This is a genomic window from Mycobacterium sp. (genome assembly GCF_044370595.1).
Taxonomy (GTDB): domain Bacteria; phylum Actinomycetota; class Actinomycetes; order Mycobacteriales; family Mycobacteriaceae; genus Mycobacterium.
Genome location: NZ_JBILVF010000005.1, coordinates 23,607 through 46,855, shown reverse-complemented (window position 1 = coordinate 46,855; position 23,249 = coordinate 23,607). Strand labels below are relative to the sequence as shown.

The window sequence follows — 23,249 nt, the reverse complement described above, 5'->3', positions numbered from 1 at the left end:
GACCGTACCGCTCACCGATCGCCGGTGGAGCCACCACTGCAGGATCGCCCGTTTAGCAGCACCCTAACCAATTTCGGGACTCGGAAAGCCCGGACACCCCTTCACCCCTTCACCGGCCCGGGTGGTCAGGTCAGGGTTGCCCGGTAGCCTTCAGCATCCAGCAGCGCCGCCAATCCCTCATCGACACCGTCGCAGCGCAGTTCCACCAGCCAACCCTGCCCGTAGGGATCGGCGTTGATCAGCGCAGGGTTGCCGTCCAGTTCGGTGTTGACGGCAACCACGGTGGCTGACAGCGGGGCGTAGAGGTCTGATACCGACTTGGTGGACTCGACCTCGCCGAACGCCTCACCCCCGGTCACTGCGACGCCTACCTCGGGCAGTTGCACGTAAACGACGTCGCCGAGCGAGGACTGCGCGAAATCGGTGATGCCGACCCGCACGGTGTGCTCGCCCGTGCGCTGAACCCATTCATGGTCGGCGGTGTAACGCAGGTCGGCGGGGATGTCGCTCACAATGCTCCTCGAAGGTCGGTCGGGCAGTTCGGTCACGAGCCGCACACTGGACGCGCTGAGCGTATTGGCGAGCTTTCGGTCGCCGCAAGGCGGCTCCGGTCACGGATCAGGCGGCGGCGCTGCGCACCTTCGGTAACTGCAGCACCACCAGTCGGACCTGGATGAGATACAGCACCGCCGACCACAGGTACATCCCGGTGCCCCAGATCACGAAGGCCCAACCGATTGCCCCTACCGCCCGGCTCCAACCAGAGTCCCACTGCCCCAACAGAATCAGCGGGAACCCAACCATCAAGGCGAAAGTCGCCGCTTTACCGATGTAGGTGACCGGAAGGGCCGTCACCCCTCGGCTGCGGACCACCGGCAGGGTGGCGGCCAGCAGGGCATCACGGCCGAGCAGGACCGCCACGAGCCACCATGGCACCACACCGGCCAGGGCCAGGACCACCGGGACTGCCGCCATGTAGACCCGGTCCACCAGCGGGTCGAGCAACTCCCCCAGCCGAGAGGACTGGTTGGCCACCAGTCGGGCGATCTTGCCGTCAGCCCAGTCGGAGGCACCGCTGAACATCAGGATGGCCAGCGCCGGGGCGTAGGCCTGCCGCACCAGCAGCAGGTAGGCGAACACCGGCAGCAGCACCAGCCGGATCACGCTGAGGACGTTGGGGATCGTCAGCACCCGGCTCGGCATCTAGCGGAACACCCCGGGCAGACTCAGCGCCGAGAGCGAATCGTCGCGCATCGGATTGTCGTGGACCATGTAGGTCCAGGTCGAGGTGGGCCGGGCCAGCTTGGACAGGTCCAGTCCCGGCTCGTCTTCGAGCACATTGGCGGTCTCGAAGGTCTGCTGAGAGGCCTCGATGGCGTCGGCGGCCAGGTGGGTGAAGGCGTCCACGGCCAGCCGGTGGAACTCATCGAGCGGGTTCTGCCGGCCCAGTGCCCGAAGGTGGATGCTCTCCCGGATGTCCGACAGATAGGCCAGGTGGTCGGCCCAGCCACGGTCGAGGTGGTACAGCATGATGTTGCGGCAGATCCGCTCAAGTTCGTCGTCGGCCCGTGCTTGGTCGGACTCCGCACCGAGGGCCTCGGCCAGTTCGGCGTACCGGTCCGGGCAGAGTTCGGTCAGTTCCTCCCGCGCGGTCGCGGTGCTCAACAGCGTGTTGCGCCGCTCGACGATGATCGTCCGTTGCTGGGCGATCAGTTGGTTGTAGCGCCACGTGTTGGCGTGTACGTCCAGCAGCCTGCCCTCGGCCACCCGCTGGGCGTGATCGAGCAGGGCGTTGGCCTTGGGGCTGGTGATCCGGGCGGTCTCGTCGCATTCGGTGGGCAGCTTAGGGTTCTCGAGGTGGGCGACGACGACGTCGTCCTCCCAGCTCGAGAAGAAGACCGACGAGCCTGGGTCGCCCTGCCGGCCCGCACGGCCGCGCAACTGGTTGTCCAGCCGTTCGGTGCTGTGCCGCCCGGTGCCGATGACGTGCAATCCGCCCAGTTCGGCGACCTCCCGCTTTTCCGCGGAGTCGTCGGTGGCCCCAGATCCGCCCAACCGGATGTCGGTGCCGCGGCCGGCCATCTGGGTCGACACCGTCACCGCGCCCAGTTTGCCGGCTTCGGCGATCACCCGGGCTTCCTCTTCGTCGTTCTTGGCGTTGAGCACCACCGCAGGAACGCCGCGGCGCAGCAACCGCTCGTGCAGGTCTTCGGATTCGGCGACGTCCTGGGTGCCGACCAGGATCGGCTGCCCGGTGGCGTGGGCCTCGATGATGTGGTCGATGACGGCGTCGTTCTTGGCCCCGGCGGTGATGTAGACCCGGTCGGGTTCGTCCTCCCGCACGGTGGGTGTGTTGGGCGGGATCGGCGAGACGCCGAGTTTGTAGAACTGGCGCAGTTGTTCCCCGGCGGCCAGGGCGGTCCCGGTCATCCCGCAGACGGTGGGATACCGGTTGATCAGTGCCTGCACCGTAATGGTGTCGAGCACCTCACCGGTCTCGGTGGTTTCGATGCCCTCTTTGACCTCCACCGCGGCCTGCAGACCGTCGGGCCAGCGTTGCAGCGCGGCGATCCGACCGCGGGAGGCGTTGATCAGCTGCACCGCGCCGTCTCGGACGATGTAGTGCACATCGCGCTGCAGCAGTACGTGGGCGTGCAGTGCCACGTTGACTTCGGTCAGCGTGGTGGCGACGTGCTCCTCGGAGTACAGGTCGATACCGCCGAGTGACTTCTCGACCTTCTGCGCACCGGCTTCGGTGAGGTGGACGTTGCGATTGTCGGCGTCGGTGTCGTAGTCCACCCCGGCGGTCAGATTCCCCACCAGACGCACGATCTGGACCTTGGGTGTCTCGCGGTGAGTGGTGCCGGCCAGCACCAGCGGCACCAGGGCCTCATCGACGAGCACCGAATCGGCCTCGTCGATGAGGGCCACGTCGGGGTTGGGCGAAACCAGGTCTGCGACGTCGGTGACCAGTTGGTCGCGCAGGACGTCGAAGCCGATCTCGTTCACAGAGGCGTAGGTGACGTCGCACTGGTAGGCGGCGCGGCGCTCATCGCGGGTGGCATCCTCGGTGATCCACCCGACTGTCAGGCCCAGCGACTCGATCAGCGGGGCCATCCATTCGGCGTCGCGGCGGGCGAGATAGTCGTTGATCGTGACCACGTGGACCCGTCGTCCGGCCAGGGCGTAGCCCGCTGCGGCGATCGCGCCGGAGAGCGTCTTGCCTTCGCCGGTGGCCATTTCAACGACGTCGCCGGCCATCATCCGCAACGCGCCGAGCAGCTGCACGTCGAACGGACGAAGCCCGGTGGTCCGTTCGGCGGCCTCCCGCGCGATGGCCAGGAACTGCGGGATATCCGGCGAGTCGGCGAGTCCGCCTAGGTCCAGCAGTCGCGCCGCCTGCATCAGTTGTTCGGCGTCCAGGCCGGCGGCCTTGTCGGCGAACTGCGCGGCGGCCTCCACCTCGGCCATGGTCTGCGCCTTGACCTTGTCGGTTGACGCGCCGAGCAGGCGCCAGAACCCGCGGCTGACGCGGCCCTGGCCCGAGGGGGCGGAATTGGGACTCTTCGAGGAACCTCTAGCCACGGGACAACGGTACCGCCCGGCGGCTAGGCCAGGTTCGATCGCCGCGGGTAGGCGACGGCCGGATCGGTCAAGGTGTTGACCACGGCCGGCACCCCGTTGTCGAAGGCACGTCGTAAAGCCGGCCGCAGTTCGGCCGGTGTGCTGACCAGTTCACCGTGGCCGCCGAGGGCCCGGACCACCTCGTCGTAGCGGGTGCCCGGTCGCAGGTCGGCGACCACCGAGTAGCCGTACAGCATTTCCATCGGATGCTTCTCCAGCGCCCAGATGCCGTTGTTTCCGATCACCGACACCACGTGCACGCCGTGCCGGACCAGGGTGTCCCACTCCATCCCGGAGAACCCGAACGCACCGTCGCCCTGGATCAGCACCACCTGCCGGTCCGGTCGGGCCAGCTTGGCGGCCAGTGCGTAACCGGGTCCGGATCCCAGGCAGCCGAACGGTCCGCTGTCCAGCCATGCTCCGGGGGTGTAACTGTCGATCAGCCGGCCTGCGTAGGAGCCGAAGTCGCCGGCATCGATCACGATGATCGCGTCGCGATCCAGCAACGGAATCAGTTCGGCGTAGACCCGCATCGGATGCAGCGGGGTGCGGTCGTCGGCCAACTCGGCGGCCTCGCCGGCACGGGCCTGGGTCTCGATGGTGCGCAACCCACCGATCCACTCCTCATGGCCGGTCGGGGCGGCCGCTGCCAATGCGGTGAGGGTGGCCGGCAGGTCGCCGTAGAGTCCGGCGGTCACCGCCCGCGGGTGTTCCCGGTCCGGTTCGCAGCGGTCGGCGACGATCAGTTCGGTTCGCGGACCGAAGACGCCGCCGAAGCCCAGCCGGAAGTCCATCGGCACGCCGATGACCAGCGCCACATCAGCCTGCGAGAGGGCTGCGGACCGGGCCCGGGAGAACGACAGGTCGCAATCGGCGCCGACGACGCCACGGGCCATACCGTTGGCCAGCACCGGAATTCGCAATTTTTCGGCCAGGTGCAGCAACTCGTTCTCGGCGCGGCCCCACCAGACGTTGGTGCCGGCCATGATCACCGGCCGTTGAGCCTGCGACAGCAACGCCACAGCGCGGTCCAGTGCGGCGCCGTCCGCGGGCGGCGCAGCGGGCAGTTCGGTCAGGGCGCCGGGCTCGCCACGGTCGGTGGCCTCGCCGAAGACATGGTCCATCGGGAAGTCGACGAATCCCACTCCCGACGGCGCACCGACAGCAGCGCGCAACGCGTCGTCGACCCGGTCGCCGACGGCGGCGGCGGACTGCGCGGTCGCCGCGTAGCGGGCCAACGGCGCCACGAAGGGAACGTGGTCGATTTCCTGCAGCGAACCCATCCCCCAGCGCAGCGCTGGTGCCCGTCCGCCGAGCACCAGCATCGGCGACTGATTCTGGCTGGCGGCGGCCATCGCGCTCATCCCGTTGGTGACCCCAGGTCCGGCTGTCAGCGCCACGACACCGGGTACCCGGGTGACTTTCGACCAGCCCTCGGCCGCGAACGCCGCAGTCTGCTCGTGACGGGTGTCGATCAGCCGGATCCCTTCGCTGCGGCATCCGTCGTAAATGGAGAACAGATGGCCGCCGGAGAGGGTGAACATGGTGTCGATTCCGCTGGCGCGCAACCGCCTGGCGATCAGCCTGCCCGCATGCATGTTCTCAATCGGGTTCTCCGTCGGCCTCTCCATCGGCTCAGACTAGCCAGCGTGGTCTTACCAGCGCGGGAGATGCTGCCCCTAGCCTGATGCTGGGGTAGCTTCGCCGGGGACCTGCCGCCGCATGGAGGAGAGCGCGTTGGAGGAATACGAACCGTCACTGGATTGGGGACACGAACTCGTCCCATCGCTGCTGTGGATCCTCAAATACTGGGCGGGCGCGGCGGTCATCACCCTGCTGGTGTTGTTTGCGCTGGCCCGGTTCACCGTGTGGGGCCGGCAGTACTGGCGGATCACCGGTGATTACTTCAAGGGTCCCGCGTCGCTGCGGATCTGGATCTGGCTGGCAGCACTGCTGCTCTCGGTGATCATCCTGGTCCGGATCGACGTGTTGATCAGTTACTTCGGAAATGATCTCTACACCGCACTGCAGATCGCCTTCCAGGCCGGCAGCGCCGGCGAAGAGGCCATCCGCAGCGACGCCATCGCGGGCTTCTGGACCGCGCTGGGCATCTTCGCCATCCTGGCCACCATCTACATCAGTATGGTCATGCTGGACATCTACCTCACCCAGCGATTCATCATCCGCTGGCGCACCTGGCTGACTTACCGACTGACCAGTGAATGGCTCGACGACCGCGCCTACTACCGCGGCCGGTTCACCGACGCCCAGACCGACAATCCCGACCAGCGCATCCAGCAGGACATCGACATCTTCACCACCGGGGCCGGCGGGACGCCTAATACGCCCACGACGGGCACGGGTTCGGTTCTGTTATTCGGAGCCATCTCGTCGGTGGCGACAGTTCTGGCCTTCATTCCGATCTTGTGGCGGCTGTCGTTCGACTTGACGATCTTCGGCGTGACGCTACCCAAGGCGCTGTTCTGGGTGGCGTTCGTGTACGTGTTCCTCGCGACCGTGGTGGCGTTCTGGATCGGCCGTCCGCTGATCCGGCTGAGCTTCCGAAACGAGGCCACCAACGCCGCTTTCCGGTACGCACTGGTGCGTCTGCGCGACGCCGCCGAGGCGGTGGGCTTCTACCGAGGCGAGAAGACCGAGCGCGGCATTCTGCGCACCCGGTTTGACAGCATCATCGCCAACTACCGCAGGTACGTGCGCAAGACACTGCAATTCACCGGTTGGAACCTGGCGATGAGCCAGGCCATCACACCGCTGCCGCTGGCCGTCCAGGCGCAGAATCTGTTCAGCGGCAGGATGGATTTCGGCGACGTCACCCAGTCGGCCAGCGCGTTCTCCAGCATCACCAACTCTCTGTCGTTCTTCCGCAACGCCTACGACCAGTTCGCCGCCTACCGTGCCTCGATCATTCGTCTGCACGGCCTGATCGAGGCCAACCACCAGGCCGGACAGATGCCGAGCCTGGAGACCCTGCCCAGCACCGACGGCTCGCTACAACTCAGCCGCGTCGAGGTGCGCACCCCCAGCGGCGGCCAACTGCTCGATCCACTGGATCTGCGCCTGGAACCCGGGGACACGATGGTCGTCACCGGCCGCTCTGGTACCGGAAAGACCACGCTGTTGCGCAGTATCGCCCAGATGTGGCCGTACACGACCGGATCGGTGAGCCGCCCGCTCGACGATCACCAGACCATGTTCCTGTCCCAGCTGCCCTATGTGCCGCTGGGCGACCTGCGCACCGTGGTCTCCTATCCTGCCGAATCCGGCCAGATCCCAGATGACGAAATCCAGGGGATGCTCGCCAAAGTGGCGCTCTCGCACCTGGTTCCGCGTCTCAACGAAGAAGCCGACTGGGCCAAAGTGCTCTCCCCCGGCGAACAGCAACGGGTGGCTTTTGCCCGCATCATGCTCACCAAACCCAAGGTGGTGTTCCTCGACGAAGCCACCTCGGCGCTCGACGAGGGGTTGGAGTACGCGGTCTATGACCTGCTCCGCACCGAACTGCCGGACACCATCGTGGTTAGCGTCAGTCATCGGCCGACGGTCGATCAGTACCACGAGCAACACCTGGAACTGCTCGGTGACGGCGCCTGGAGATTGGGACGGGTCAAGGGCGGCGAACCGGCATCGGTCTGACGGCATTGCTGAAATGCTGGGACGCGAATGCGGAGGTGAACGCCCATGCAGATGTACGAGCCCTCGCTGGACTGGGCGAACGAACTCGTCGGGTCGCTGCTGTGGACGGCCAAAGCCTGGCTGATCACCGCCGTCATCACGTTCCTCGTGCTGGTAGTACTGGCCCGGGTGACCACCTGGGGCCGGCAGTTCTGGCGGGTGACCGGTGACTACTTCCGCGGTCGCCAGAGCACCGTCGTGTGGGCCTGGCTTGGATTGCTGCTGTTCTTGACGTTGATCTCAGTGCGTCTGACCGTGCTGCTGAGCTATCAGGGCAACGATCTGTACTCCTCTCTGCAGGTGGCCTTCGAGGGCGCCGGGGCGGGCAACGAGGCTGTCCGCGAGTCCGGCGTGCGGGGGTTCTGGACGGCCATCCTCACTTTCGCGCTGATCGCCGCGCTGTTCATCAGCCGCCAACTGCTCGACATCTACCTGACCCAGCACTTCATCATCCGATGGCGGGTGTGGCTGACCGATCGACTGTCCAGTGACTGGCTCGATGAGGAGTCGTTCTACCGTGGCCGGTTCCTGGACAACCCGATCGACAATCCGGACCAGCGCATCCAACTCGACATCGACAGCTTCACCGCGGCCACCGGAACCGGGCCCAACACCCCCACCACGGAGGCCGCCAGCACCCTGCTGTTCGGCGCCATCAACGCGATGGTGTCGGTGGTGGCGTTCACCCCGATCCTGTGGAACCTGTCCGGGGAATTGACGCTGTTCGGTATCACCATGAGCCACGCGCTGTTCTGGATCGCGCTGATGTATGTGTTCGCGACCACGGTGATCGCGTTTTGGATCGGCCGGCCGCTGATCCGATTCAATTTTCGCAATGAGCTGACCAACGCGGCCTTCCGTTATGCCCTGGTCAGGATGCGTGACGCCGCCGAGTCGATCAGCTTCTATCGCGGCGAGGACGCCGAGAAGTCCATCCTGCGAGCACGATTCGCCGCGATCATCTCCAACTACCGTGGGTATGTGCTGCGCTCGCTGGCGCTGCTGGGCTGGAATCAGTCGATCAGTCAGATCATCAACCCCCTGCCACTGGCGGTACAGGCGCCGCGGGTCTTCTCCGGACAGATCAGCTTCGGTGACGTGACCCAGTCAGCCGACGCGTTCTTCAGAGTGCACGACTCGCTGTCGTTCTTCCGGTCGGTCTACGACTCCTTCGCCGCATACCGCGCCACCATCATCCGCCTCGACGGACTGGTGCGGGCCAACGAGGAGGCCCGGGCACTGCCCCGCCTGCAGACCGCACGCAGCACCGACGGGTCAATCGACCTGCGCGACTTGGAAGTTCGCAACCCCGACGGCAAGGTTCTGCTGCGCAACCTTGACCTGCGGCTGGATCCGGGCGAGTCGCTGGTGATCACCGGCCCGTCCGGGTGTGGGCGGACCACCCTGCTGCGCAGCATCGCCCGCCTGTGGCCGTACGCCACCGGCACGATGCTGCGTCCCGACGGCGACCGCGACGCGATGTTCCTGTCCCAGGTGCCTTACCTGCCACTCGGGGATCTGAGATCGGTGCTGTCGTACCCGAGGAGGGAGTGCACGGTGCGCGACGAGGAGATCGCCGCCGCACTGGACGCGGTGGCACTCGGCCACCTGAGCACTCGCCTCAACGAGGTCACGGACTGGGCCAAGGAGCTTTCGCCCGGTGAACAGCAGCGCGTCGCGTTCGCGAGGGTGCTGCTGCAGAAGCCCAGCGTGATCTTTCTGGACGAGTCCACCTCAGCGATCGACGAGGGCCAGGAGTTCGCCATCTACCGGATGCTCAACGATCGCCTCCCGAACAGCATCATCGTCTCGGTCACCCATCGTGGGACGGTCAAGGAGCACCACGACCATCATCTGCGACTCAACGGCGACGGTACGTGGCAGCTGGACCGGAAAGCGCAAACAGCCGAGGTCTAACGGTCTAACGGTCTAACGGAAAGTCGCGGCGGCCGCGTGGTCGCCCGCACGGCGCCCGAAGAACGATCCGGACCCCAATTGCGTTCCGCTGGAATACCCTTTGCCGTCCTGGGCCAGGTTGGACGCGCAGGCACCCGCCGCGTAGAGGCCCGCGATCGGGCTCCCGTCTTCGCGCAGCACCTGGCCGTCGACGTTGGTGGCCAGACCGCCTACGGTGAAGCCGGAGTACATCGCCTTACCCAGCGACAGGTCGAAGGCCGCCCACGGCGCGGTGTCCTGGGGGGCGAGGAATTCCGGCTGCTTATGGAAGTCGGGGTCCTCCCCCTGAGCCGAAAAACTGTTGTAGCGGTTCAGGGTGGCGACCAGATTCCCGGCCGGAATGCCGAGAGCAGATTCCATCTCCTCGACCGTCTCCCAGCCGTCGATGAACTTGATCAACGGGAAATCCGGACGCTGCAGATGCTCCTCATCGACGATCAGGTAGGCCGCGCTGTCTGGCTGGTCCATCACGAAACCCGAAGTACGGGAATGGTAAGAGTCCTCGGCGACGAAGCGCTGCCCCAACTTGTTGACGATGATGCCGGTCAGCAGGATCGCCGGCGGGTAGGCCGGCGCGGTGATGAAGGCTTGATCCATGTGCTTACTCGCCCCGCCCACCGACACCCCCAACCGGATACCCAGGCCGTCGTCGTAGGTGTTGCCCAGCACGAAAGGCTTCTCGGCAAGTTTCGGCGTGTAGGCGGCCACCATGTCCTTGTTCATCACGAAGCCCCCGGCGGCGATCACCACTGCCTTGGCGCGGATGTACCCGGTTTCGCCAAACCGTTTCCACGACACCCCGGTCACCGCGCCGGCATCGTCGTTGATCAGGTGTGTCGCGCCGGTCTCGTAGCGGATCTGCACGCCGAGTTCATCGGCCCGTTTGAGCAACAGGTCGATCACCATGGCCGCGCCCTGGGTGTCACCCGGCACCGGGACCTTGTGCCCGCGCGGAGCGGGGACAGCCAGATCCTTGTATGGCCAAACCTTTTCGTTACCGGTGTACATCAGCCCTTCGGTGCCCGGCTGGATCACCGCCTTCTCGGGGTAATAACTACGCTCGAAGTGCACGCCGAGGTCCTCGAGCCAGTTGAAGTGCTCGACGCTGCCCTCGCAATAGGCCCGGATCTTGTCGTGTTCGGGATCCCGCGACATGGCGACGAGGTATTTGTACATCTCCTCGGCGGTGTCGGGATGACCGGTGGCTTGCTGGACCGCCGTGCCGCCGCCTAGGTAGAAGTGACCGCCCGCCAGGGCCGTGGTGCCGCCGGCGACCGCGGCACGTTCCAGAACCAGTACCCGCGCGCCTGCGGCGGCGGCCGACACCGCAGCGCAACCACCCCCGATGCCGAAACCGACGATCACGACGTCGACGTCATCGGAGTACTCGGTCACCGCTGCGGCGGCGACGGTCTCTGGAATGTCGCGCCCACTCACCGTTCGAGGATATCCCCCGGGGTGAATCGTCCTATGTGTCGAGCTACTTCGTCGCGGCGACGTCGACGATAGCGGCGCCGGTCTCCTGCCGGACCTGCTGGCCGGTCGCCTGCCAGGACACCGCGGCGGGCAGTTGGCCCCAGGTGCTGTTGAACAGTCCAGCAATGACCGCCGTGCCGTTGCCGGACAGCGTGTACACCGGCCCGCCCGAGTCACCCTTCTGGCTGACCACCCCGTTGTGCATGGTGAACCAGCCGTTGTTGATCCGCTCGACGGTGCCGCAGCTTTCCCGGGTGATCGCCCCGTAGTGACAGATCGGCTGCCCCGGCGCCAAAAGCAGTCCTGGGTCGGCGACCAGTTGACGTCCGCCGGGCAGCTCGGTGCTGACGGTGACATTTTTGGCCAGGGTGATGGTCTCGTAGTCGGAGATCACCTGGTCGGTGCGGACGACCGCGCCGTTGGGGGTGTTGTCGCGGGCGGTGGCCACCACACCGATGAATCGGCCGTCGCGGTCGGTGACCGTGCTGTTACCGCGGCAGTGTCCGGCGGAATACCCGATGCGCGCAATCGGGTCGACGAAGCCCAGGGTGCATACGGTGGTGCCCTGACGGATCTCCATCCCGGGGAACACCTGCACGCCCTCGTCAGCCGGGGCGGCCGGAGATAGTGCAATCAGCACACTTCCGGCCGCCGCAGCCACGACTGCAGGTCGCAGGAAACCCGGCAAAATACACCCCGATCGGTTGGCGACCTGCCAATAACGCGGTCGCAATAGCGTGTCGATTGTGTATCGGCCCGCTCAGCCGATCGTTACCGACTCTTTATCGCGACCTCGCCGGAGTGAACCAGCCCTGCGGTGAATAACGCCGGACGGCTCAGGGGATGTTGATGACCTGGCCGACCTCGATGTGGTCCGGGTTGGCGATGTTGTTGAACTTCGCCAACTCCTGGTAGCGGTTGCCGTCGCCGAGGTACTGCTTGGCGATATTGAACAGGGTTTCACCGGACGCCACGGTGTGGCTACGGGGGGCGGGAACCTCGTTGGCAACCGGCGCGAACTCCTTGTCGACCACGGGCGGCGGCGGCGCGTCGGTCTCGGTGCGCGAGGTCCAGGCGGCGCCGTCGGCGGAGTACAGCACCACATTGCGATCGTCTTGGACGACGAGTCGGACGTCCTTCTTGCCCTTGGTGTCACTGTGCCACTTCGGGGTGCTGCCGGCATAGAGCACGAAGTTGCCGTCGGACTGCACCTCGGCACGGTCGATTCCCTGGCCGTCGGTGCCGGTGGCCCAGACGGCTTCGCCGCGCGCCGCGAGCACCAGGTTGCCGTCGGACTGCAGGGTCAGGGTGTAGGCACCGTTGCTGGACGTGAGCGAATCGCCCTTGCCCAGCTTCTGCCCTGCGTTAAGTGTGTCTGCCACGCTTGATTAACCTCCTCTAAGGCCGCCTTCTGCTCGGCGGGCGTCCGCGAGCCTACTGGAAAATTCCGACCGCCCGGGGTGCCGGGGGTCCAGGCGCCGGCATCGCCGCGACCTCGTCCCGTCAGGAGTCGAAGCCCAGGCCAAGCCGGTCCAAGGTACGCAGGAACAGGTTGCGCCGCCCGCGGTGGTGATCAGCACGATCCAGTGACCAGCGGGTGGCCTGAATGCCGATGCTGGCCAGCGGCTCGGGCGGGAAGGGCAGCGGCTTGCGGCGGACCATCTGCAACTCGGTGCGCTCGGTGGGGTGTCCCTCGAGCAGATCCAGACATACGTCGGCGGCGAAGCGTGCCGCGCCCACACCCAGACCGGTGAATCCGTTGACGTAGGCGATCCGACCGCGGCCGGCCAGACCCCAGTGCGCGCAGAACCGGGTGTTGGTGTCGATCGGCCCGGACCACCGATGGCTGAACCGGACGTCTTCCAGTTGCGGAAAGGTGATGAAGAAGTGTTCGGCCAACTTTCGGAACGACTCCGGCCGGTCTTCCCGGCCCGGGTCGACACGGCGGCCGTAGTAGTACATCGCGTCGTACCCGCCCCACAGGATCCGGTTGTCATCTGACAGGCGGTAGTAGTGGAACTGGTTGGCACTGTCACCGATGCCTTGACGCCCCCGCCAGCCGATGCGCCCCAGTTGGTCAGCGGTGAGGGGTTCGGTGCCCAGCACGTAATCGTAGACGGGCACCGTGTAGAGCCGGTTTCGCCGCAGCAAACTCTGAAACACGTTCGTGGCCAGGACTACTCGCTTGGCACTGATCGTCCCGGCCGAGGTAGCGACCCGCACCGTCGCGGAGTCCCACTCAATCAACCGGGCCGCCGTGTGTTCGTGGATCCGCACGCCGTACTCCGCGCAGGCCCGGGCCAGTTCGAAAACCAGTCGCGCCGGATGCACCAGGGCGACGGTGTCGGCGGCGAACAGACCGGCCTGGTAGGTGGGTGAATTCACCTGTGCCCGGACTGATTCGACGTCCAGAAACTCGCCCCTGCCGTCGGCAGCCATCAGGCGCAGCCACTCGATCTGGTGTGACTCGGTGGCCACCGACAGCATCCCGGTACGTTCCCAGTCAACCGACATCCCGTGGGCGGCGATGTCGTTCTGCATACCCTGCAGGTTGGCCATACCCAACTTCTCAAGCTGATCGAATTCGTTGGGCCAGCGGGATTTCCCGTTCTCCGCGCCGTGGGTCAGGCTGGCCTCGACGAAACCGCCGTTGCGGCCGGAGGCAGCCCAGCCCAGCCGTTCGGCCTCGATCAGAACGACCGCGGCACCGCGTTGCGCGGCGTGCAGTGCGGTCCACAACCCGGCATAGCCACCGCCGACGACAAGCAGGTCGCAGGTCGTCGCACCGGTCAGCGCAGGGAACTCCGGCCGCCGGCCCACCACATCGGGATCCAGCCACATCGACCCGAACACCGCCGGCGCCAGCGCGGCCGTGACCAGACGCTGGTCGACGTCCCGATCGAAAACCGTCTGCATAGCCGCCCATGCTGCCAGGAATCCGGCTGCCAGGAATGTGAGGTGCCCCGGCGACTGCGACTTCAGCGCGTGAAGCGGGCCAGCACCGGCCCGACGACCGCCAGGATGAACACGTACGGGGTGGCCACCGCACTGAGCGCACTGATGCTGGTGCCGGCCAACCCAATGATGACCAGGGAGAACTCGCCGCGAGCGATCAATGCGACGCCGGCGCGCCGCTGGCCGGGGCGCGCTGCACCTTCCCGGCGGGCTGCGTAGGCCCCGGTGATGACCTTGGTGACGGCGGTCACCGCGGCCAGCGCCACAGCGACCGGCAGCATGGGCAGCAGTGCGGCCGGGTCGACGGTCAGCCCGATCGCCACGAAGAACACCGCCGCGAACAGGTCGCGAAGCGGGCTGAGGACCGAACGGGCACGGTCGGCGACGGGGCCAGTCAGAGTAAGCCCGACCAGGAATGCGCCCACCGCCGCCGAGGCGTGCAACTGCTCGGCGACTGCCGCGACGATCAGCGTCAGTCCCAGGATCCGCAGCAGGAGTTGCTCGTCCTCGGGGTGCCCCAATACCCGGCCGACATGATGACCCCACCGGAAAGACACCAGGAACGCCATCCCGAGCGCTCCGAGCGCGACCGCTGTCCACACCACCGCCTCGATCAGGGTTCCACCTGACGCCAGGACCGTCAGCACCGGCAGGTAGGCCGCCATCGCGAAATCCTCGAGAACCAGCACCGACAGCACCGCCGGGGTCTCCCTGTTGCCCAGCCGGCCGAGGTCGCTGAGCAGGCGGGAGATCACCCCCGACGACGAGATATAAGTGATGCCGGCCAAGGCAACGATGCCCACCGTGTTCAGCCCCAACAGCAAGCCGGCCACGGCTCCCGGAATCGCGTTGAGCACAAGATCGACCCCCGCCGAGGGCAGGTGCCGGCGCAGCGACTCGGAGAACTCGCCAACGGAGAACTCCAGGCCCAGGGTCAGCAGCAGCAAAACAACCCCGATCGAGGCGCCGGTCTCGACGAACTCGCTGGCGTGCTCCACCGGGGCGACACCCCCGGTGCCGAGAAAAAGTCCGGTCAGCAGGTACAGCGGAATCGGCGAGAGCCCGTAGCGCCGCGCCGCACTGCCCAGCACGGTGAGAACCAGAAGGATGGCACCGAGTTCAAGAAGCAGCGGCGCCGAGATGGCCATCGGCTCAACCTTGGTCGATGAGCTGCCGGACTCCGGCGATTCCGTCGTCGGTGCCGATCACCACGAGGACGTCGTACGGTTCGATCAGCTCCTCCGGACCCGGCGAGGCCATTACCTGATCGCCCCGGACGATGGCCACGATCGACGCCCCGGTCAGCGTTCTGGCCCTGGTGTCGCCCAACGGACGGCTGGCGTAGCGGGAATTCGGTGGGACCGGAACCTGCCCCGCGCTCAGACCGGGGACCTCTTTGGTCAGGTCGGCGTAGCTTTCGACCATGTGAGGCGCCCCGAGTATCTGGGCGACGGCATCCGCCTCGCTGGCCGTCAGATGGAAGATCCGTTGGGCACTGTCGGGATCGCGCGATGCGGCGCAGACGAAGAACTCGAAATCCCCTCCGCGGCGGGCGATCACCGCGATCCGTTCGCCGTCGCTCGTGTCGAACTCGTAGCGCAGTCCCACGCCGGGTAGCCGCGTTTCTCTGACGTCCATGACGTTAACCTCCTGCTTGGGCGGCGACGGCGCGGCTCGGTTCCCAACCGGGCGGTCCGAAAATGTAGCCCAGTTTGTTCCGCCAGCCGGACGTCGAACGCACATCCCGCGCGATAGCGAGGTATTCGTGGGTCTCCAGCTTCCAGATGTTGAAGGTGTTCACCGGCTTGGTCAGCCCGTAGTGCGGGCGGAACAGCTCAGGCTGGAAGGTGCCGAACAGCCGGTCCCAGATGATCAGGATGCCGCCGTAGTTGCGGTCCAGGTACTCCGGGTCGGTGCCGTGGTGGACGCGGTGGTGCGAGGGCGTATTGAAGATGAACTCGATCGGGCGCGCCAAGGTGCCGATTCGCTCGGTGTGAATCCAGAACTGGTAGACCAGGCTGATCGAGAAGCTGGTGAACACCATCCACGGCGGAACGCCCAACAGCGGCAACGGCATCCACATGATCAACTCGCCGCTGTTGTTCCACTTCTGTCGCAGCGCGGTGGCGAAGTTGAAGTAGCGGCTGGAGTGATGGGCCTGATGGGTGGCCCAGATCAGCCGGACCCGGTGGGCGATGCGGTGGTAGGCGTAGAACAGCACGTCGACCCCGACCAGGGCGATCACCCAGGTGTACCAGTCCCGCGCCGACAGGTGCCAGGGTGCGACGTAGGCGTACAGGGCGGCGTAGCCGAGCAGGCCGAGGAACTTCCAGGCTCCCATCGTGGCTACCGACACCAGGCCCATGAGGATGGAGGCCCGAGCGTCGGGTCCCAGATAGGCGCCGGATGCGGGTCGGCCCGGTTCGGATTCGAGGTGCTCGAGTTTGCGCGCCGCGGTCCACTCGATGCTGAGCAGCAGCAGGAAGAACGGAACGGCGAACAAGACCGGGTCACGCATCGGCGGGGGCAGGACAGACAGCATGTCTGCGAGTCGATCCACCGGGCACCTCCGGATCGCGAGTCTAGTCCGCCGCTATCGTCGTCCCCTATGCGGAGATGGGCGCTGCTGATGGGCGCGATCCTCACCGAGGTGACCGGAACCCTGGCGCTGCGGGCGTTTCAGGATCAGCGGCTCTGGTTGATCCTGGTGGTGGCCGGCTATGTGGCTTCCTTTTTTCTGCTGACCCGGGTGCTGCGCGCCGGGGTTCCGATCGGGGTCGCCTACGGGATCTGGGGTGCATCGGGCACCGCGATCACCGCGGTGATGGCATCGCTGATCTTCGATGACCCCTTCACATGGCCGATCGTGGCCGGGATCGGGCTGATCATCGCGGGGGTGCTGATGGTGGAGTTGGGCTCACACCGGGCGGCCGAATCATGATGTGGCTGACGCTGGCCGGTGGAATCGCGCTGGAGGTGCTCGCCACGTTGGGGCTGCGCGCCTCCGACGGCCTACGGAAACGGGCGTGGATCGCCCCCGTGGTCATCGGGTACGTCGCATCTTTCTCGCTGGTGTCCTGGACGCTATCGCTGGGGATGCCGGTCGGTATCGCCTACGGGGTGTGGTCGGCCTGCGGGGTGGCGTTGGTGGCGCTGCTGGCCAAGGTGCTGTTCGCCGAACCATTGACCCCGCTGATGATGCTCGGCATCGCGCTGATCATCGCCGGGGTGCTGACCATCGAACTGTCCGGGTCCGTGGGTTGAACCTGGGCTTGGGAGTTTCGTCGGCGCGGATGCGGCCCAGCAAGCAAGATGGCACGTATGGCTGAACCGTGGTTGACCGCTCTGGCCGACCGGTTGGGCGTGGCATGCGCCTATCACGACTGGACCGGAAACTTCCTGACAGTCGAGTCGTCGACCGTGATAGGCGTGCTGGGGGCCCTCGGTGTTCGCGCCGATACCGAAGAGGACTGCGCAGCAGCCCTTTCCGAGCTGGATCGGCAGTACTGGTCCCGCCCCCTTCCGCCGACAGTCGTGGCCCGCTCCGGCACTGAGACTGCGTTCTGGGTGCATGTCACCCACGGAGCGCCCGCGCAGGTGTGGGTCCGCCTCGAGGACGGCACCACGCGGTCCCACATCCGGCAGGCCGACAACTTCACCCCCCCGTTCGATCTGGCCGACAGGCTGGTCGGCGAAGCCACCTTCGTCTTGCCCGCTGATCTTCCGCTGGGCTATCACCGGATTCATCTGCGCTCAGGTGAGCAGGAGATCGACACCGCGTTGATCGTCACCCCGTCCTGGCTGGGCCTACCGGCCCGGATGGGAGACGGCCGGACCTGGGGGTTGACGACCCAGCTCTACAGCGTTCGGTCGAAGGGCTCCTGGGCCTTCGGCGACCTCGCCGATCTCGCCGACCTGGCTGTCTGGGCGGGGGCACGGCACGGTGCCGGTTACGTACTGGTCAACCCCCTGCATGCCGCTGCGCCGGCCAAGCCCATGGAGCCCTCCCCGTATCTGCCCACCTCACGCCGCTTCGTCAACCCGCTCTATCTTCGGGTCGAGGCGATCCCCGAATTCGCCTGGCTGCCCAAGCGCGGGCGGGTGCACACCCGCCGGAAAGCATTGCAGTCCAAGGCGGGTGACACCATCGACCGCGACGCGGTGTGGGCGGCTAAGCGCAAGGCCCTGGAACTGGTCTACCGGGTCCCCCGGTCTGTCGGCCGTGAGCTGTCCTTCACCGCGTTCACCGAACGTGAGGGCACCGCCCTGGACGACTTCGCGACCTGGTGCGCACTGGCCGAGCACTACGGCGGTGACTGGCGGACCTGGCCGAAAGACCTGCAGCACCCGGCCAACCCGGAGGTCGGCGAATTCGCCCAGCGCCACCGCCGGGAAGTGGACTTCCACCGGTGGATGCAGTGGCAACTCGACGAGCAATTGGCCAACGCCCAATCTCAGGCACTTCAGACCGGGATGCCGTTGGGGATCATGCATGATCTGGCCGTCGGGGTCCATCCGTCCGGCGCCGACGCCTGGTCGCTGCAGGAGGTTCTGGCACTCGGGGTAACCGCAGGGGCGCCGCCCGACGAGTTCAACCAGCTTGGGCAGGACTGGTCGCAGCCGCCGTGGCGGCCCGACCGGCTGGAAGAGGTTGGTTACCAACCCTTTCGGGAACTGATCGCGGCCATCCTCCGGCATGCGGGCGGTGTGCGGATCGACCACATCATCGGGTTGTTCCGGCTGTGGTGGATTCCGCAGGGCGCTCCGCCGACCAAAGGCACCTATGTGCGGTACAACCACGACGCCATGATCGGCATCGTCGCCCTGGAGGCGCACCGGTCCGGCGCGGTGGTGGTCGGCGAAGATCTGGGCACCGTCGAACCGTGGGTCCGCGACTACCTGCGCGAGCGCGGCCTGCTGGGCACCTCGATTCTGTGGTTCGAGATCGACGGGTACAGCCGTGGACCGTTGGCAGCCGAGCATTGGCGGGAGCTGTGCCTGTCCTCGGTCACCACCCACGATCTTCCGCCGACCCCCGGCTATCTGGCCGGTGAGCACATCCGGCTCCGTGACGAACTCGGCCTGCTCACCCGCCCGGCCGAGGTGGAACTGGCCGACGACCAGGCCTGGCAGGAGGCGTGGTTGGCGGAGTTGCGCCGGGTCGGCCTGCTCGGTGCGCAGGCCGATGAACAGGACGTGACGCTGGCATTGCACCGCTACCTGGGCCGGACGCGGTCACGGCTGCTCGCACTGGCGCTGACCGATGCGGTCGGCGAGCGGCGAACCCAGAATCAGCCCGGCACCACCGACGAGTATCCGAACTGGCGGGTGCCGTTGGCCGGACCGGACGGACGTCATCTGCTCCTCGAGGATGTGTTCACCGACCGCCGCGCGGCCGCATTGGCCGAGGCAATGCGGGCGGCGACTGATCCCGGATCGGGCTGAGCGGTGCCGGTTCTCAGCGCCGGCCTGCTGCTGTACCGGGTTCGTGGGGATGCGCTGGAGGTGCTCATCGGACACCCCGGCGGCCCGTTCTGGGCTCGCAAGGATGACGGCGCGTGGTCGATTCCCAAGGGCGAGTACGCCTCCGGTGAGGACCCGTGGGACGCCGCTCGCCGCGAGTTCGCCGAGGAACTGGGCTGTGACCCGCCAGACGGGCCGCGGCGCGACCTCGGAACGGCCAAGCAGCCCAGCGGCAAGCTGCTGACCGTGTTCGCCGTGGCCGCGGACCTCGACGTCAGCGGCTTCCGCAGCAACACGTTCACGCTGGAGTGGCCGAAAGGCTCAGGGCGCCTTCAGGAATTCCCGGAGTTGGACCGGGTGGCCTGGCTGGGCCTGCCCGGGGCGGGCATCAAACTGCTCAAGGGGCAGCAGGTGTTCCTGGACCGCTTGGCGACCGCTGTGGCCTGCCCGCGCAACGGCCGGCCACCCGGGCAGGGCTAACCGATCGCCGTCTGCGCGGCCTGGGCCAGCGCTTCCTTGGCGGCGTTTCGGCGCATGTCGATGGTGTCGCCGATCTGCCGGGCGAACCGGTGGTCGGTGCGCACAACCTGTTCCATGGCCTCCCAGGGCACCGCGACGATCGCGACGTCGGTCAGAGCCACCATTGCGACGATGCCGCGCTGGCGGGTAACTGCCGTCGCTCCCAGATAGTCACCGATACCCAGGGTCCCCAGCCGAACCTGCCGTCCGTCGTCGGCCTGCACGAGCATCTCCACGCGACCTTCGGTGATGAAGCCGACGGCAGCGGGAATGGTGTTGCGGTGCTGCACGGTCTCACCCTCGGCGAACTGCAGAAGCCGGGCGTTTGCGGACATGGTCGCGTACGCCTCCGGACCGAGTCCGAGGCCGGTGACCACGCTCTGCAGGCGTTCGGCGATGTCGGCGGTGTTCTTCTTGCCGCCGTGTTTGACGTTGTTGAGGTGAAGGCCCACGCGCTGAGCGGCGTACCAGGTTCGGTAGGTCATCGTCGAGACGGTGCCGTCGGCTTCTGCGGGCGAGGTGACCGGGATGTTGATGCGGTACTTGTCGATCGAGGGTTGGTCGGGGTGGGGGCCCAGCGGAGTGACCAAGGGCGCCGCCCCCGGCAGTTTCGTCGGCAATCCCTCCGCCACCGACAGCAGGGTGGACTTGACCAGCCCCGGCGGATCCTCGGCGGCGAAGTCGAAAAAGGCCTTGGCTTTGAAGTACGGCGCGACGGTCTTGCTGAGGTTGACGAACGGGTCACTGGCCAGGGCTGCGTTCGGCACCACCCGAATGCCGTTCTCGGTGTCGATGTGCACCGCGCGCCAGTTGACCTCGACCACCCGGCCCTTGCCGAACTTGGTGTCGAGCCAGTCCCCGATGCCGAACGGCCGCTCAAAGAGCAGCAGCAGCCCGGAGATCACCGGGCCCACGGCATTCTGCACGGCCAGGCCGATGACGATGGAGCCGACGCCCACCGCGGCGATCAGGCCGCCGAGGTTGGCCCCCCACACCCAGGACAGCAACAGCGCAAGACCCACGATGATCAGCACCAACCGGCCCAGGTCCACGAAGATCCCCGGTAACCTCTCCCGCCAGCTGCCGGCTCGGGCTCCCCCGAACAACGCCGCGTTGGCTCCCGAGAGGACGAAGAGGATCAGCAGGAAACCGAACACCGTGGCGGCGACTTTCGACCAGGTCGCGGGCCCGCTGGCACCGGAGCGTTGCAGCTGGTCGATGAGCAGGTACACCGCAAACGCCGGCAGCACCCAGTTGCGCAGCAGTCCGACCGGCTTGGCGAAGACACTGCTGCGTCGGACCAGCGCGTTGTAGATCTCGTTGAGCAGCACCAGCATGAGTGGGAGACCGAAGACGACGAGTGTTGCCGGCCAGAACCACGGCTGCGCGGTGAGGGCCGTCACGCGGGCTGCCCCACAGACATGTCCAGCTGCCAGACTTTCTCCACACCCTCGGGTCCGGTGATCGTCCCCGCCTCGGTGAACGGGTAGATCCCCACCACCGACTGGTAGACCCTGTCGCTGACGAAGATGCCGTCGGACCGGGTTGCCGCGTGCACCCGGTGTGCCAAGTCGACGGCCTCACCCCACAGCGCGTACACGGTGGAGCGTTCACCGACCAGTCCGCTGGTGACCGGCCCGCTGTCGATGCCGATCCGCATGGTCAGTTGCGAGTCGTGCTGGTCGTTGAAGCGCCGCAGAATATCGTTGATCTCCTTGCCGAATGCGATGGTGCGGCTCGCGTGGTCGACCCGGGGCACGACCAGTCCGCAGGTCGCCAGCAAACCGTTGTCCTGCATACTGCGCACCTGTTCGACACCGTGACGTTCGGCGGCGTCATCGAAAGCCGCGACGAGCGAACTCAGCAGCGCGACCGACTCCTCCGACGGAAGCGAACGGGAGAAGTCGTCGAACCCGAGCATCTGGGAGTAGATCACCGAGACGTCGCGATGCTGGGTGCTGATGTTCTCCTCGCCCTCGCGGTAGCGGCGGGCCACCGTCTCGGGCATCAGGCTTGCCAGCAGCGCATCGTTCTCCCGGGCCTGCTCGTCGATCAGCATCTGCTTGGTCTGCAGGCTGTTGCTCATGTCGTTGAACGCCGCCGACAGATCTCCGAACTCGTCGCGGGACGTCACCGGCACGCGCACGCCGAGTTCGCCGCCGGTGACCCGTTTCACGGCGGCGGCCAGTGTCTTGACCGGTCTTGTCAGTATCCGGGCGAACAACAGGGCAAGTCCGGATACCGCGAGCACGATGGCCGCTGTCGACAATGCGATGTTCCGCGCGAATGTGCTGACCGGGGCCAGTGCCTCGGACTCGTCGACCCTGGCGACGATCGCCCATTGCAGACCGGGGATGTCCAACGGGGCGTACGCGGACAGCGCAGGCGGTCCCGTGATGCCCTTGCCGGTCCGGACGCCGGTGTTGCCGGCCAGCGCTTCGCCGACCGACACACTCGCCGTCAGGGGTTGGAGCAGCACGCTGGTCTCGAGTTCGACCTCGCGCTTGGCGATGTCTTCCGGGGTGCCGTTGGCGATCACCCCGGCGGCGAACTTCTCCGGGTCGGTCAGCAGCAGTCGCGCATCCGAGCGCATGATCTTGTCGGGACCGACCAGGAAGGTCTCGCCGGTCTTGCCCAAGCCGTCCTTCTCCCAATTCCGGTTTCCGGTCATCACGTTGTTGATGGCATCAGCCGACAGCTGCATGGCCAGCACCCCTACGACGCGGTTGTCATCGCCGATCGGGGTGAGCACCCACTGCGTCGGCCTGCCGTAACTGGGCCCGTAGAACTCGAAGTCGGTGAAGAACACCTCATCGGCCGAATTGGCTCGCATCGCCTGGCCGTAGGCCCCGGCAAGTTGGGTGGTCTTCAGGGGAGCCTCTAAAACGTTGGCACCCAGGTCGGGTTCCTTGGCCACCGAGTAGACGACGTTGCCGTCGGTATCGATGAGCATGGCGTCATCGAAGGCGAATCGCTCGGCGAAGTCGGCGAAGAATTCATGCGAGCGAGCGTGCTCTTCGGACCATGCGCTGGGGTCACCGGCGGTTTTCACCTTGATCGCGGCAGCCCTGTCACCCTTGGCCGGCACCATGTAGAGCGCCTGCAGATAACTCTGGGCATTCGATTTCGGCAGGAACAGCCCACCCTCGGCGGGTTTCCCCGAGTTCTTCTCCAGGGCGGGGTCGAACACATCGGTGAAGAAGGTCCCGATCGCCTGCTTGGCACCCGGTGGCAGCGGAGTCGTCTGCAGCGCCTCGAAGCCCTTTGCGAAAGACTCCATCGACGCGACAACCGTGGGGCTGTGGGTCAGCACCGTCGCCGCGGTGGCTATGCCGCCGTAGTAGCTGGTGATCTCCCGGCTTCGGGACTCCCGCAGTTCGGTCAACCGTTGATACTCGGCGTTGCGCAGCGAGTTGGTGCCGGACAGATAGCCGATGACACCGGCGGTCAGGACCGAGGACACACTCACCGCCAACAGCATGATGAGCAACTTGGACTGGAAGCCCATCGAACGCAGACCTCGAATCGAGGGAAGCCGGGCCACGATGAGTCTCCGAATCGTC

At 66.4% G+C, this 23,249-nt stretch carries 19 protein-coding genes; 6 read left to right on the top strand and 13 right to left on the bottom strand.

The window, feature by feature from the left end; genetic code table 11:
* Positions 1-125 precede the first annotated feature (125 nt).
* The 4 genes from gcvH to ADBZ5N_RS01555 form a co-directional block, all read right to left on the bottom strand.
* On the bottom strand, positions 126-512 hold the full coding sequence (gene gcvH, locus ADBZ5N_RS01570; protein WP_526255733.1) for a glycine cleavage system protein GcvH: 387 nt from the start codon (positions 510-512) through the stop codon (positions 126-128).
* 106 nt (positions 513-618) lie between these two features.
* Positions 619-1,203 (bottom strand): CDP-alcohol phosphatidyltransferase family protein, encoded by a 585-nt coding sequence (locus tag ADBZ5N_RS01565; RefSeq protein ID WP_526255732.1) that lies wholly within the window; start codon positions 1,201-1,203, stop codon positions 619-621.
* Positions 1,204-3,585 (bottom strand): accessory Sec system translocase SecA2, encoded by a 2,382-nt coding sequence (gene secA2 / locus ADBZ5N_RS01560; RefSeq protein WP_526255731.1) that lies wholly within the window; start codon positions 3,583-3,585, stop codon positions 1,204-1,206.
* Between the two features lie 23 nt (positions 3,586-3,608).
* Complete coding sequence (locus ADBZ5N_RS01555) at positions 3,609-5,255, bottom strand: acetolactate synthase (RefSeq protein WP_526255730.1); 1,647 nt, start codon at positions 5,253-5,255, stop codon at positions 3,609-3,611.
* Positions 5,256-5,361: 106 nt separating this feature from the next.
* Between ADBZ5N_RS01555 and ADBZ5N_RS01550 the strand changes: the two genes are divergently transcribed.
* Both ADBZ5N_RS01550 and ADBZ5N_RS01545 read left to right on the top strand, forming a co-directional pair.
* A complete protein-coding gene (locus ADBZ5N_RS01550; RefSeq protein ID WP_526255729.1) occupies positions 5,362-7,278 on the top strand; it encodes an ABC transporter ATP-binding protein/permease in 1,917 nt (638 codons plus the stop codon).
* Positions 7,279-7,323: 45 nt separating this feature from the next.
* On the top strand, positions 7,324-9,234 hold the full coding sequence (locus ADBZ5N_RS01545; RefSeq protein WP_526255728.1) for an ABC transporter ATP-binding protein/permease: 1,911 nt from the start codon (positions 7,324-7,326) through the stop codon (positions 9,232-9,234).
* Positions 9,235-9,246: 12 nt separating this feature from the next.
* On the opposite strand, the gene ADBZ5N_RS01540 is transcribed toward ADBZ5N_RS01545, so the two are convergent.
* From ADBZ5N_RS01540 to ADBZ5N_RS01510, 7 genes are all read right to left on the bottom strand, one after another.
* Positions 9,247-10,710, bottom strand: a complete 1,464-nt coding sequence (locus tag ADBZ5N_RS01540; protein ID WP_526255727.1) for an FAD-binding protein — start codon at positions 10,708-10,710, stop codon at positions 9,247-9,249.
* 43 nt (positions 10,711-10,753) lie between these two features.
* Positions 10,754-11,410: an Rv1815 family serine proteinase gene (locus ADBZ5N_RS01535; RefSeq protein ID WP_526255726.1), complete on the bottom strand. Its 657-nt coding sequence runs from the start codon at positions 11,408-11,410 to the stop codon at positions 10,754-10,756.
* 175 nt (positions 11,411-11,585) lie between these two features.
* Positions 11,586-12,131: a LysM peptidoglycan-binding domain-containing protein gene (locus ADBZ5N_RS01530; protein WP_526255725.1), complete on the bottom strand. Its 546-nt coding sequence runs from the start codon at positions 12,129-12,131 to the stop codon at positions 11,586-11,588.
* Positions 12,132-12,252: 121 nt separating this feature from the next.
* Positions 12,253-13,665, bottom strand: a complete 1,413-nt coding sequence (locus ADBZ5N_RS01525; protein ID WP_526255724.1) for an NAD(P)/FAD-dependent oxidoreductase — start codon at positions 13,663-13,665, stop codon at positions 12,253-12,255.
* 62 nt (positions 13,666-13,727) lie between these two features.
* Positions 13,728-14,852 (bottom strand): cation:proton antiporter, encoded by a 1,125-nt coding sequence (locus ADBZ5N_RS01520; protein WP_526255723.1) that lies wholly within the window; start codon positions 14,850-14,852, stop codon positions 13,728-13,730.
* Between the two features lie 4 nt (positions 14,853-14,856).
* Positions 14,857-15,342, bottom strand: coding sequence for a cation:proton antiporter regulatory subunit (locus tag ADBZ5N_RS01515; RefSeq protein WP_526255722.1), 486 nt, complete (start codon positions 15,340-15,342; stop codon positions 14,857-14,859).
* Between the two features lie 4 nt (positions 15,343-15,346).
* Positions 15,347-16,246 (bottom strand): sterol desaturase family protein, encoded by a 900-nt coding sequence (locus ADBZ5N_RS01510; protein WP_526255721.1) that lies wholly within the window; start codon positions 16,244-16,246, stop codon positions 15,347-15,349.
* Between the two features lie 66 nt (positions 16,247-16,312).
* On the opposite strand from ADBZ5N_RS01510, the gene ADBZ5N_RS01505 reads away from it, so the two are divergent.
* From ADBZ5N_RS01505 to ADBZ5N_RS01490, 4 genes are read left to right on the top strand one after another with little or no spacing between them, the layout of a single operon-like run.
* Complete coding sequence (locus tag ADBZ5N_RS01505) at positions 16,313-16,645, top strand: DMT family transporter (protein WP_526255720.1); 333 nt, start codon at positions 16,313-16,315, stop codon at positions 16,643-16,645.
* Positions 16,645-16,968 carry a DMT family transporter gene (locus tag ADBZ5N_RS01500; RefSeq protein ID WP_526255743.1) on the top strand — a complete coding sequence of 108 codons (324 nt, stop codon included), beginning with the start codon at positions 16,645-16,647 and terminating at the stop codon, positions 16,966-16,968. Before ADBZ5N_RS01505 ends, ADBZ5N_RS01500 begins: the two co-directional genes overlap by 1 nt.
* A 48-nt stretch (positions 16,969-17,016) precedes the next feature.
* The gene (gene malQ / locus ADBZ5N_RS01495) at positions 17,017-19,149 is read left to right on the top strand and encodes a 4-alpha-glucanotransferase (RefSeq protein WP_526255719.1); all 2,133 of its coding nucleotides are present in this window, start codon (positions 17,017-17,019) and stop codon (positions 19,147-19,149) included.
* A 3-nt stretch (positions 19,150-19,152) separates the two neighbouring features.
* On the top strand, positions 19,153-19,647 hold the full coding sequence (locus tag ADBZ5N_RS01490; protein WP_526255718.1) for an NUDIX hydrolase: 495 nt from the start codon (positions 19,153-19,155) through the stop codon (positions 19,645-19,647).
* Here ADBZ5N_RS01490 and ADBZ5N_RS01485 read toward each other — a convergent pair.
* Positions 19,644-21,089, bottom strand: coding sequence for a mechanosensitive ion channel domain-containing protein (locus tag ADBZ5N_RS01485; protein WP_526255717.1), 1,446 nt, complete (start codon positions 21,087-21,089; stop codon positions 19,644-19,646). The two genes, ADBZ5N_RS01490 and ADBZ5N_RS01485, sit on opposite strands and share 4 nt — an antisense overlap.
* Positions 21,086-23,230 carry an adenylate/guanylate cyclase domain-containing protein gene (locus tag ADBZ5N_RS01480; RefSeq protein WP_526255716.1) on the bottom strand — a complete coding sequence of 715 codons (2,145 nt, stop codon included), beginning with the start codon at positions 23,228-23,230 and terminating at the stop codon, positions 21,086-21,088. The genes ADBZ5N_RS01485 and ADBZ5N_RS01480 overlap by 4 nt, the downstream gene beginning before the upstream one ends.
* Positions 23,231-23,249: the final 19 nt, after the last annotated feature.